The sequence below is a fragment of the Flavobacterium sp. genome, assembly GCF_046153165.1.
Lineage (GTDB): Bacteria > Bacteroidota > Bacteroidia > Flavobacteriales > Flavobacteriaceae > Flavobacterium.
Window position 1 is genome coordinate 1 of the sequence record NZ_JBJXEN010000106.1, and the last position, 12,130, is coordinate 12,130.

Below are 12,130 nucleotides of genomic sequence, written 5' to 3' on the forward strand. Positions count from 1 at the left end.
TAAGTATTGAAATTTCACAAAATATTTCAAATTTTATAAAATTTCTAAATAATAATATAAAGGGTTAATTTTCAAAATCTTTGAATTATTAAATCTTTAAATCTTTAAATTAAATATGTCAAAATACACAGAAGACGATTTAAAAATCGAACTCGAAACAAAAGAATATGAGTACGGATTTTATACTGATATCGAATCGGAAACGTTTCCTATTGGTTTAAACGAAAACATAGTTCGTGCAATTTCTTTGAAAAAAGAAGAACCAAAATGGATGACCGATTGGCGTATTGAAGCTTTTCGTGCTTGGCAAGAAATGGTAGAACCAGAATGGGCAAATGTTCATTATGAAAAACCAGATTTTCAAGCTATTTCCTATTATTCGGCACCAAAAGCTGTGGATCCAAATAAAACACTAGATGATGTAGATCCAGATCTTTTGGAAATGTATAAAAAGTTAGGAATTTCTATCGATGAACAAAAAATGATGAACAATGTCGCTATGGATATTGTAGTCGATTCAGTTTCGGTAGCTACAACTTTCAAAAAAACATTGTCTGAAAAAGGAATTATTTTCTGTCCAATATCCGAAGCAATTCGTGAATTTCCAGAATTAGTTCAAAAATACTTAGGAACAGTTGTACCGCAAAAAGACAATTTTTATGCAGCTTTAAATTCGGCTGTTTTCTCTGACGGAAGTTTCTGTTATATCCCAAAAGGTGTTCGTTGCCCAATGGAATTATCAACATATTTCCGAATCAATCAAGCAGGAACTGGACAATTTGAAAGAACACTTCTTATTGCTGACGAAGGCAGTTATGTTTCGTACCTAGAAGGTTGTACAGCACCAAGTCGTGATGAAAATCAGTTGCATGCTGCAGTTGTTGAGCTAATAGCTCTTGATGATGCCGAGATAAAATATTCGACCGTACAAAACTGGTATCCAGGAAACAAAGAAGGAAAAGGTGGTGTGTATAATTTTGTGACTAAAAGAGGATTGTGTGAGAAAAACGCAAAAATTTCTTGGACACAAGTTGAAACAGGATCGGCAGTGACTTGGAAATATCCATCATGTATCTTGAAAGGAGATAATTCGATTGGAGAATTTTACTCAATCGCTGTGACTAATAATTTCCAACAAGCAGATACTGGAACGAAAATGATTCACATTGGTAAAAACACCAAATCGACCATTATTTCTAAAGGAATTTCGGCAGGAAAATCACAAAATAGTTACCGTGGTTTGGTAAGAATTGGTGCTGGTGCTGATAATGCTCGTAATTTTTCACAATGTGACTCGTTACTTATGGGGAATAATTGCGGTGCGCACACATTTCCGTACATCGAAAGTAAAAACACATCGGCCAAAATAGAACACGAAGCAACGACAAGTAAAATTGGAGAAGACCAAGTATTTTATTGCAATCAAAGAGGAATTCCAACCGAAAAAGCCATTGCACTAATTGTAAACGGTTTTAGTAAAGATGTTTTAAACAAACTCCCAATGGAATTTGCTGTTGAAGCACAAAAATTATTGGAAATTTCATTAGAAGGTTCGGTGGGATAATCAATCATAAATCAGAATAAAAAACACATTCAACAAATGTTATCAATAAAAAATTTACACGCTTCGATTGAAGACAAAGAAATATTAAAAGGAATAAACCTTGAGGTAAAAGCAGGTGAAGTTCACGCAATTATGGGACCAAATGGTGCTGGAAAAAGTACACTTTCTTCTATTATTGCAGGAAATGAAAATTATACTGTAACTGATGGTGAAATATTATTAGAAGGCGAAGATATTTCTGAGTTAGCTCCAGAAGAAAGAGCGCACAAAGGAGTATTTTTATCGTTTCAATATCCTGTAGAAATCCCAGGAGTTTCGGTAACAAATTTCATGAAAACAGCGATCAACGAATCTCGCAAAGCAAGAGGTCAAGAAGATATGCCGGCAAATGAGATGCTGAAACTAATTCGTGAAAAATCAGAATTATTAGAAATTGATCGTAAATTCTTGTCTCGTTCTCTTAATGAAGGATTTTCTGGAGGAGAAAAGAAACGTAACGAAATTTTTCAAATGGCGATGCTTGAACCAAAATTAGCAATCCTTGACGAAACAGATTCTGGACTAGACATTGATGCTTTGCGTATTGTAGCAAACGGAGTAAACAAACTAAAAAGCAAAGACAACGCGGTAATCGTAATTACGCATTACCAGCGTTTGTTAGACTATATAGTTCCAGATTTTGTACACGTTCTTCATGATGGAAAAATCGTAAAATCGGGCGGGAAAGAATTGGCATTAGAATTAGAAGAAAAAGGATACGATTGGTTAAAACAAGAAGTTAACTAATATGGAATTGAAAGAAAAATTATTATCGTCATTTATGGCTTTTGAAGAAAAAATAGATTTTCATCAAGAGCTTCACGATGTACGTAGTCAAGCTATAAAGAATTTTGAAAGTAAAGGATTCCCAACTAAAAAAGAAGAATCTTGGAAATACACCTCGTTAAACACCATCTTAAAAAATGATTTTAGCGTATTTCCTAAAAAAGAAAATTCTATTGAATTTAAAGAAGTAAAAAAATATTTTCTTCACGAAATAGACACTTTCAAAGTGGTTTTTATCGACGGAATATTCAGTTCTTTTTTATCTTCAACCACACATGATGGTTTAGATGTTTGTTTAATGTCATCGGCTTTAAACAAGCCGAAATATAAAATGTACATCGACGAGTATTTTAACAAAGTAGCGAGTAAAGAAGAAAGTTTAACTTCTTTAAATACGGCTTTTGCAAGCGAAGGAGCTTATATAAATATTCCGAAGAGCAAAGTGGTTGAAAAACCTATCGAAATTATTTATTTTTCGACAGGTGCAGAAGCAGCACTAATGGTGCAACCTCGTAACTTAGTAATCGTTGGCGAAAATGCACACGTTCAAATCATAGAAAGACATCAAAGTTTAAACGAAAATCCTGTTTTAACGAATTCCGTTACCGAGATTTTTGCGAAAAAACGTGCCATTGTCGATTATTACAAAGTACAAAATGATGTGCAAACTGCCAATCTGATTGACAATACTTACATCTCACAAAAACAAGAAAGCCATGTTTCGGTTCATACTTTTTCTTTTGGTGGAAACATTACAAGAAACAACCTGAATTTTTACCATCAAGGCGAAAGAATCGATTCTACACTAAAAGGTGTTACTATTATTGGAGATAAGCAACACGTAGATCATTATACATTAGTACAACATGCTACGCCAAACTGCGAAAGTCACCAGAATTACAAAACCATTCTTGACGGATCATCGACAGGAGTTTTCAATGGGAAGATTTTTGTAGAAAAAGAAGCTCAAAAAACCGATGCTTTTCAGAAAAATAATAATATTCTACTAAGCGACAAAGCCACTATTAATGCAAAACCACAATTAGAGATTTTTGCTGATGACGTAAAGTGTTCTCATGGTTGCACGATAGGACAATTAGACGAAAATGCAATGTTTTATATGCAACAACGTGGAATTCCTAAAAAAGAAGCCAAAGCTTTGTTGATGTATGCTTTTACGAGCGAAGTTACAGGAAGTATCAAAATACCTGAGCTAAGAAGTAAAATAGCCCGAATCATTGCCGACAAATTAGGCGTGAAAATGGGATTTGATTTGTAACGTTTTCAAAGTAGTCGAATCAATAAGTTATTTATGATTCGTCTTTTGTAGTTTTAATCAAGCTAATGCCGGAAATGAAGAATACAGTTCCTAAGATTCCATATATAATCAGCGATTTAACATCTCGTTCGCTACCTGAAGTGTTAGTAAAGACTACAGCGGCATAAATAAGCGCCCCTATTCCTAGAATAGTCAACAAGGCACCAAAAAGTCTTTTAAGATTCATATTTTGTTTTTTAAAGATTACTTTGAATTAAACGATTTAATTACAACAAATATCTTTCAAAGGTATTGACTAAAAATAGGTATATGTTGTGATATTTTGATAAAAACTTATATAATCACTTGATTTTAAAATAAAAAAACCGCTCTTAGGCGGTTTTTTATTTTTTATCAATGGAATTACTATTTTACACTTCCTAAAATTCCTTTCAACATTCCATTAAAATCAAACTGTCCATCTTCTTTTAGTCCCATTCTCACAATAACAATATCTAACGACGGAATAATAAATACATTTTGTCCTTGAAAACCATTGGCAGAATATAAATCTTTAGGTGCATCTGGATATTTTCCGCCAGCATTTAGCCAAAATTGTCCGCCATAAACACCGTTAGAATCATTGGTTGGTGTGGCTACATATTTTGCCCAGCTTTCATCAAAAATTTGTTCACCATTCCAGTTTCCCTTGTGCAAATAAAGTAAACCAAATTTCGACCAATCACGAGCGGTTGCCCAGCCGTATGAAGAACCAACATAATTTCCTGCCATATCGGTTTCTACAACCATCGAGTTCATTCCTATTTTATCAATTAATGCGGAGTACCAAAAATCTAAATATTCTTGGTGTGTTTTAAACTGGTTTCTTAAAATTCCAGACAATAAATTAGTCGTTCCAGACGAGTAATTCCAATGTGTGTTGGGTTTAAACTTTGCAGGTTTTACAACTTGAGATTTCGACATGTCTTCTGCCTGAAAAAGCATTTTTGTTGCATCAGATATTTTCTCGTAATCTTCTTCCCATTCCAACCCAGAATTCATGTGTAACAAATCGTTCGTGGTAATATTTTTGCGTTCATCATTTTGCCATTCCGCAATTGGAGCTGGTTTGTTAATATCAAATTTACCTTGTTTTTGAAGAATTCCGAAATAAGTTGCTGTGATACTTTTTGTCATAGACCAACCCAGAATTTTAGAATCTTTTGTAAAACCCGTATCGTATTTTTCGGCAATAATTTTGTCTTTATAAATGACTAATAAAGCTCGAGTTCTCTTCTTTTTTTCTCCTTTTTTATCGAAAGCATTTGCTACAGCTTTGTCTAATTTTGTGTAATCAATATTCTCAAAAACCACTTTTTCAACTTCCTTATTTCCATAAGGAAAAACTAAATTGTTGTTTAGTTTTGTTCTTTTTGGCACTTCATAAAGTTTAGATTCATCAAAATCATCATTTATCAAAGTCGCTCCTAATCCTTCTCTATATATCGCTTTTCGTTCTTTCAAACCATAAACTGAAGCTGAAGCTGATTTAGAAGTTTCGTCGATTTTGTTTGTTGCCAAATCAATCATGTTAATATCGTTGTCACCTTTCTCGATCATTTCAATCGAGCGATTATCGATAAAGTGTCCTGAAGCGATACTTTTGGCAGAAAAGCCAGAAATCAAATCCAGTTTTGGGTAAGTTGTAAAACCAAAATAAGCTAAAAATAACAGTATCGCTAAACCAAGAATTTTGAAGAATTTTTTCATTTTTAAATAAAATTTTGATGCAATTTAATGAAATAAAGTTTCGATTGTTAAAAAGTTAACCACAAAGAAAAAAAGGGTTTTTTAAATCTTTTGCGACTTTTGTGGTTCAAAAAATTAGGAGCACAATAATTAACGAATGTTTCATTAAAATATAAAGCAATTGTATTACTTTTGTATTTAGAATTTTTCTAAATAACTATGTTAGATATAAATAAAATAAGAACCGATTTTCCAATTCTTACGCAAAAAGTAAACGGAAAACCATTGGTTTATTTCGATAACGGTGCCACTTCTCAAAAACCACAAATAGTAATTGATGCTATTGCGACGTATTACCAAGAAATAAATGCCAATATTCACCGTGGTGTACATACGCTAAGCCAATTGGCAACCGATGCTTATGAAGAATCACGTATTAAAATCCAAAACCATATTAATGCAAAATTCGCTCACGAAGTGCTTTTTACATCAGGGACAACATTTGGAATAAATCTTGTTGCCAACGGATTTGAATCTATTTTAAAACCAAATGATGAGATTATGGTTTCGGCGCTCGAACATCATAGTAATATTGTGCCTTGGCAAATGTTATGCGAAAAAACAGGCGCAAAACTGGTTGTGATTCCTATGAACGAAAACGGAGAATTAATCCTGTCCGAATACGACCGATTGCTTTCTAATAAAACCAAAATAGTTACTGTAAATCATATTTCGAACGCATTGGGAACTGTTAATCCTATAAAATATATGATTGACAAAGCACATGAAGTAGGCGCAGCGATCCTAATTGATGGAGCGCAAGCTGTTCCACATCTCAAACCAAATGTACAAGAACTCGATTGTGATTTTTACGTTTTTTCTGGACACAAAATGTGTGGTCCAACAGGAACTGGGATTTTGTACGGAAAAGAAGCTTGGCTTAACAAACTTCCACCCTATTTAGGTGGTGGTGAAATGATAAAAGAAGTGACTTTCGAGAAAACCACTTATGCCGATTTGCCACATAAATTCGAAGCAGGAACACCCAATATTGCAGGCGGAATTGTACTAGGAACCGCTGTCGATTATATGAATTCGATAGGTTTCGAAAACATACAACAACAAGAAAAAGAATTATTAGCCTACGGAACTGAACGATTATTAGAAATAGAAGGTCTAAAAATTTACGGTCAAGCCAAAGAAAAAACATCGGTAATTTCTTTTAATATTGAGGGAATTCATCCTTATGACATTGGTACGATTATTGACAAGCTAGGAATAGCAGTTCGTACAGGTCACCATTGTGCGCAACCCATTATGAATTATTTTAAAATTCCAGGAACTATAAGAGCCAGTTTTGCGTTTTATAATACAAAAGAAGAAATCGATATATTTGTAGAAGCTGTAAAAAAAGCCCAAACAATGTTATCTTAACCCAATAATAACTACAATTATGAAAACAATTGCATTAATATTTTTAAGTTTATTCCTGACAAAATCATGTCAAGCAAAAAAAGAAATAACTGAAAATGCTCCGGTAACTGAAGTTATAAAAATTAAAGACTCGAGCCATAGCGAAGAGGTAACGCAAATAAAGCCCGAAATGATAGAAAACAAAGTTCAAACAGGAACAAAAGTTGAATATGAAGCAACATCTAGAGGGTTTTTTAGCAAAATTATCTTCGAAAATAACCAAATAACAGTTGTTTCTGATAGAAATAATCCAGAAAAAGGTACCGTTGTTATGCTTACTAAAGAAAATGTTTCGGAAATATCCAATTTAATTAAAGCAGTAAAACTAAACGAATTACCAAATCTAAAGGCACCATCAGAAAAAAGAATGTACGACGGAGCAGCGCATGCAAATTTGACCATTACATCAAACGGAACAAAATATACTGGAGCTGGTTTTGATGCTGGAAATCCACCATCCGCCATCGCAAAATTAGTTTCAAAATTAGTTTCCTATTCAGAGAAAAAATAATGACAATAAAAGAAATTCAAGAAGAAATTGTAGACGAGTTTTCGATGTTCGATGACTGGATGCAACGTTACGAATACATTATCGATTTAGGAAAAAACCTTCCCTTAATAAAAGAAGAATTCAAAACCGATGATAATATCATCAAAGGTTGCCAATCGAAAGTATGGTTGCAAGGCGAGCAACATGATGACAAAATCGTTTTTACAGCTGATAGTGATGCCATTCTAACCAAAGGAATAATTGCCATATTAATTAGAACTTTTTCTAACCAAACCGCCTCAGAAATCCTTGAATCCAATATGAGTTTTATTGACGAAATTGGATTAAAAGAACATTTGTCACCAACTCGAGCCAACGGATTGGTTTCGATGATAAAACAAATAAAAATGTACGCATTGGCTTTTCAAGCTAAAAATTAAAAAATTATGGAAGAATTTAACGATACAATCAATTTAGGAGAAGCGGCAGTAAAAGTTTTAAAAACTATTTACGACCCGGAAATTCCTGTAGATATTTACGAACTAGGTCTAATCTATGATGTTTTTGTAAATGAAACATTAGATGTAAAAATCTTAATGACGCTTACTTCTCCAAACTGCCCAGTGGCTGAAACTTTGCCAAGAGAAGTAGAAGACAAAATAAAAAAAATAGATACTGTAAAATCTTGTGAAGTCGAAATCACATTCGATCCACCATGGACAAAAGATTTGATGAGTGAAGAAGCAAAATTAGAATTAGGAATGCTATAAAATGCAAGACGAAATAATAAATAAGGTTGCTAATTCTGTACTCGAAGTTTTCGATTTAGAGGACTATTATGCAAAAGAAATTCGAACGCAAATAGATATTTCTCAATGGCTTTATGAAGGTTTTTTATTAAAAGAAAAGGACTTTCGTGAAGCACTAAAAAATTATGATTGGTCACAATATCAGAATCATTATGTAGCCATACATTGTTCAACAGATGCTATTATTCCTGCATGGGCTAGTATTTTGGTTACAGTTTATGTTTTTCCATTTGCTAAAAAAGTGGTAAGTGGTAATTTACAAGATTTAGAGGCTAGTTTATACCAAGAAATACTATCTACTATCGATTATTCTAAATACCAAGACAAACCCGTAATTATAAAAGGTTGTTCTAAAAAACCTGTTCCCGAAAGTGCTTATATTCTCGCCGTACAAAAACTCCAACCATTTGCAAAAAGCATTATGTATGGTGAGGCTTGTTCGGCAGTTCCTTTGTTTAAAAGAAAATAAATTAACTTTTTCCTTATTTTTTATAAATTTGCACAAAATTTAAAGAAATTTAAGATGAAAAAAATAATTTTAGTATTAGCAATTTTTCTTTTAGGAATGAATACTAACGCACAAGTAAACGAAAAAGAATTACTTGATAAAAATGTAACAGCTGCCCTTAAATTAGAAGACACTACAAATGTGGGCTGGAAACGTCGCGGAAATATCGTGTTTTTGTTTAATCAATCGGCGTTTAATAATGATTGGTTAGGTGGTGGGACAGCAAATATGGCTGGAAATTTAGGTCTTAACTATGATTTTAACTACAAAGCTGGAAAAATAGTTTGGGACAATAAAATCATTGGTTCTTATGGTTTAACAAAACTTAAAGGGCAAGACATGACAAAATCAGATGATAGACTAGAATTTACGTCACTTTTTGGACGAAAAGCTGGTCAAGGAAACTGGTATTATTCATGGTATTTAAACTTTAAAACCCAAATGGATTCTGGTTTTGATCCAACAACAGGAACAAAAATATCTCATTTTTTCTCACCAGCTTATTTCCAATCAGGACCAGGTATGTTATGGAAAAAAAGTGATAATCTAAAAGTAAACATTGCACCGGCAACCTCAAAACTAATATTCGTTCACGATCATTTTACACAATTAGGTTCGGCTTTTGGTGTAGAGCAAGGGAAATCTAGTCGATTTGAGTTTGGTGCCGCTTTAAACGGCTATTACAAATTAAACTTGATGGAAAACATTTCTATGGAAAACATTTTAAATTTATATTCTAATTATTTAGACAAACCACAAAATGTGGATATCGATTACCAAATGAATTTGGTGATGAAAATAAATAAATATATTTCTACAAATGTAGCTTTTCAGGCGTTATATGATGACAATGCTAGAGGCGCTTTTCAAATTAGAGAAGTGTTTGGTTTAGGAGTAAATTATGGTTTTTAGATTAAAATAGTACTTATAAAAAAGAAAATCCCAGCTAATAGTTGGGATTTTCTTTTTATAAATATTTTCATTGAATAAAACACTATTTATCAAGATGTAAACCGTGCAATCTTGCCACATACTTCCCGATAACATCAAATTCTAAATTTATTTTCGTTCCAATTTTAAAATTATGAAAATTTGTATGCTCATAAGTATAAGGAATAATAGCCACGCTAAATTCATTTTCTTTAGAGTTTACAACCGTTAAGCTCACGCCATTTACCGTAATCGAACCTTTTTCGATAGTAATATTATGTAAATTTTTGTCGTATTCGAAAGTAAAATACCAACTTCCATTAGCTTCTTCAATATTTTTACAAATCGCAGTTTGATCTACATGACCTTGCACAATATGTCCGTCAAGCCTGTCGCCAAGTTTCATTGCACGTTCTAGATTCACCACATCATTTACATTCCAATCGGATAAATTAGTTTTATCGATAGTTTCTTTGATGGCGGTTACAGTATAAATAGCAGCATCGATATTTACAACGGTCAAACAAATACCATTATGCGCTACGCTCTGGTCTATTTTAAGTTCGTTTGTAATACTAGAGGCTACTTTTATATGAATATTTTCGCCGTCTTTTTCTAATGCTTTAATCGTGCCGAGAGTTTCTATGATTCCTGTGAACATTGCTGGTTTTATTTTAGTAAATTTGCATTCAAAATTAGCAATAAATACGTTGAACTGATGACAAAAAGAGCAGAAAATATAATTGTAGGCATTTCTATAGGAGATTTAAACGGAATAGGTAGCGAAGTAATCCTAAAATCGTTCGAAGATTCGAGAATGTTAGAATTATGTACACCCATAATTTTTGCTAATGTAAAAATCCTTTCCTTTCTTAAAAAAGAACTTCGATTAGAAGCGCCTTTGCACGGAATAGATAGATTGGACCAAATGGTTATTGGTAAAATAAATGTATTAAATGTGTGGAAAGAAGGCGTAAATATAAATTACGGTCAGCTAGACAATGAAGTAGGGAAATATGCTATAAAATCTTTTGTTGCAGCCACAAAAGCGCTAAAAGATGGTGATATAGATGTTTTAGTTACCGCGCCAATAAGTAAATCGAATATTCAAGCCGAAGATTTTAAATTTCCAGGTCACACCGATTATTTAGACCAAGAATTAGAAGGAGATGCGTTAATGTTTATGATTCAAGATAATTTACGAGTTGGATTACTTACAGATCATGTTCCGTTAAGTGATGTAGCAAAACATTTGACCGAAGAACTAATTAGAAAAAAAATAAAGACAATAAACAAATCATTAATTCAAGATTTTGGCATCAGAAAACCAAAAATTGCAGTTTTAGGACTCAATCCACATTCTGGTGATAATGGCGTTATTGGAGATGAAGAAGATAAAATAATTAAACCAACATTGAAAAAGATTTTTGATGAAGGAACTTTAGTTTTTGGTCCGTTTTCTGCCGACGGATTCTTTGGAAGCAACCAATACGAAAAATATGATGCTGTAATTGCAACTTACCATGATCAGGGATTAATTCCTTTTAAAACCTTATCTTTTGGCAAAGGAGTCAACTATACAGCTGGTTTAAACAAAGTGAGGACATCCCCAGATCACGGAACTGCTTTTGAAATTGCAGGAAAAGGTATAGCGGATAATAATTCGTTTTTAGAAGCCATATATGCAGCAATTGACATTTTTAAATCTAGAAATGAATACCACGAAATGACAATAAGACCACTTAAAACAAAAGAAAAGCAGTTATAAACAAAAAAATGTTGATAACGCTTTTAAGTTTATAAAAAATTTATATCTTTGCACTCCCTAATAAAGGAACAAATTGTTGTTAAGATGAAAGTTACAAATGAATTTTTGATCCCATTTATAGGATTAAAGCTAGGTAAACATCAGTTTGAATATCAAATTAGTAAAGCGTTCTTTGAGCACTTTGAGTATGACGAATTTGAAAGCGCCAGTATCAAAGTAAACATAGTATTAGAAAAGAAAAACACAATGCTTGAATTAAATTTCAAACATTCAGGAACCATAAATGTTCCGTGTGATTTAACTAGCGAAGATTTTGATTTGCCAATAACTGGAGATCTTAAACTAATCGTTAGATTTGGTGAAACATTCAATGACGAAAATGAGGATTTACTTATTTTACCCATTGGAGAACATCAAATAGATGTCGCACAATACATTTACGAAATGATTGTCTTATCTATACCGCTTAAAAAAATTCATCCGGGTATAAAAAATGGTACTTTAGAATCTGATGTATTATTAAAACTGAATGAATTAAGCATTAATGAACAAGAAAATCAAGATAATGTTGAAGAACATCTTGAAATAAAAGAAGAGAATACAGACCCACGTTGGGACAAATTAAAAAAACTATTAACGGATAAATAATTTTGCAAAATGGCACATCCTAAGAGAAAGATCTCCAAAACAAGAAGAGACAAAAGAAGAACTCACTATAAAGCAACTGTTGCTCAAATCGCAACTTGCCCTATAACT

The 12,130-nt window shown here is 32.7% G+C and carries 14 protein-coding genes; 12 read left to right on the forward strand and 2 right to left on the reverse strand.

Annotation, left to right across the window (positions count from 1 at the left end):
• The first annotated feature begins 115 nt into the window (after positions 1-115).
• From sufB to sufD, 3 genes are read left to right on the forward strand one after another with little or no spacing between them, the layout of a single operon-like run.
• Entirely contained in the window at positions 116-1,564 is a 1,449-nt protein-coding gene (gene sufB / locus ACKVOV_RS12870) for a Fe-S cluster assembly protein SufB (protein ID WP_409207166.1), read from the forward strand.
• Positions 1,565-1,600: 36 nt separating this feature from the next.
• Positions 1,601-2,350, forward strand: coding sequence for a Fe-S cluster assembly ATPase SufC (gene sufC, locus ACKVOV_RS12875; RefSeq protein WP_409207167.1), 750 nt, complete (start codon positions 1,601-1,603; stop codon positions 2,348-2,350).
• A gap of 1 nt (position 2,351) precedes the next feature.
• Complete coding sequence (gene sufD, locus ACKVOV_RS12880) at positions 2,352-3,668, forward strand: Fe-S cluster assembly protein SufD (RefSeq protein ID WP_409207168.1); 1,317 nt, start codon at positions 2,352-2,354, stop codon at positions 3,666-3,668.
• Positions 3,669-4,073: 405 nt separating this feature from the next.
• Here sufD and ACKVOV_RS12885 read toward each other — a convergent pair whose 3' ends face one another.
• Positions 4,074-5,417 carry a serine hydrolase domain-containing protein gene (locus tag ACKVOV_RS12885; protein WP_409207169.1) on the reverse strand — a complete coding sequence of 448 codons (1,344 nt, stop codon included), beginning with the start codon at positions 5,415-5,417 and terminating at the stop codon, positions 4,074-4,076.
• A gap of 198 nt (positions 5,418-5,615) precedes the next feature.
• On the opposite strand from ACKVOV_RS12885, the gene ACKVOV_RS12890 reads away from it, so the two are divergent.
• Genes ACKVOV_RS12890 through ACKVOV_RS12915 form a run of 6 tightly spaced genes read left to right on the forward strand, consistent with a single transcriptional unit; the run spans position 5,616 to position 9,588 of the window.
• Positions 5,616-6,830, forward strand: a complete 1,215-nt coding sequence (locus ACKVOV_RS12890) for an aminotransferase class V-fold PLP-dependent enzyme (RefSeq protein WP_409207170.1) — start codon at positions 5,616-5,618, stop codon at positions 6,828-6,830.
• Positions 6,831-6,849: 19 nt separating this feature from the next.
• On the forward strand, positions 6,850-7,380 hold the full coding sequence (locus tag ACKVOV_RS12895; protein WP_409207171.1) for a hypothetical protein: 531 nt from the start codon (positions 6,850-6,852) through the stop codon (positions 7,378-7,380).
• On the forward strand, positions 7,380-7,799 hold the full coding sequence (locus tag ACKVOV_RS12900; RefSeq protein WP_409207172.1) for a SufE family protein: 420 nt from the start codon (positions 7,380-7,382) through the stop codon (positions 7,797-7,799). The genes ACKVOV_RS12895 and ACKVOV_RS12900 overlap by 1 nt, the downstream gene beginning before the upstream one ends.
• Before the next feature lie 6 nt (positions 7,800-7,805).
• Positions 7,806-8,129: an SUF system Fe-S cluster assembly protein gene (locus tag ACKVOV_RS12905; RefSeq protein WP_348075019.1), complete on the forward strand. Its 324-nt coding sequence runs from the start codon at positions 7,806-7,808 to the stop codon at positions 8,127-8,129.
• A 1-nt stretch (position 8,130) separates the two neighbouring features.
• Complete coding sequence (locus ACKVOV_RS12910; RefSeq protein ID WP_409207173.1) at positions 8,131-8,637, forward strand: DUF2480 family protein; 507 nt, start codon at positions 8,131-8,133, stop codon at positions 8,635-8,637.
• A gap of 54 nt (positions 8,638-8,691) precedes the next feature.
• Positions 8,692-9,588 (forward strand): DUF3078 domain-containing protein, encoded by an 897-nt coding sequence (locus ACKVOV_RS12915; protein ID WP_409207174.1) that lies wholly within the window; start codon positions 8,692-8,694, stop codon positions 9,586-9,588.
• An 82-nt stretch (positions 9,589-9,670) separates the two neighbouring features.
• Here ACKVOV_RS12915 and ACKVOV_RS12920 read toward each other — a convergent pair whose 3' ends face one another.
• Positions 9,671-10,267, reverse strand: coding sequence for a riboflavin synthase (locus ACKVOV_RS12920; protein ID WP_409207175.1), 597 nt, complete (start codon positions 10,265-10,267; stop codon positions 9,671-9,673).
• Between the two features lie 57 nt (positions 10,268-10,324).
• Between ACKVOV_RS12920 and pdxA the strand changes: the two genes are divergently transcribed.
• The 3 genes from pdxA to rpmF form a co-directional block, all read left to right on the forward strand.
• On the forward strand, positions 10,325-11,374 hold the full coding sequence (gene pdxA / locus ACKVOV_RS12925; RefSeq protein ID WP_409207176.1) for a 4-hydroxythreonine-4-phosphate dehydrogenase PdxA: 1,050 nt from the start codon (positions 10,325-10,327) through the stop codon (positions 11,372-11,374).
• A gap of 84 nt (positions 11,375-11,458) precedes the next feature.
• Positions 11,459-12,022 (forward strand): YceD family protein, encoded by a 564-nt coding sequence (locus ACKVOV_RS12930; RefSeq protein ID WP_409207177.1) that lies wholly within the window; start codon positions 11,459-11,461, stop codon positions 12,020-12,022.
• A gap of 9 nt (positions 12,023-12,031) precedes the next feature.
• A partial coding sequence (rpmF, locus tag ACKVOV_RS12935) for a 50S ribosomal protein L32 (protein ID WP_409207178.1) occupies positions 12,032-12,130 on the forward strand: 99 nt, incomplete at its 3' end.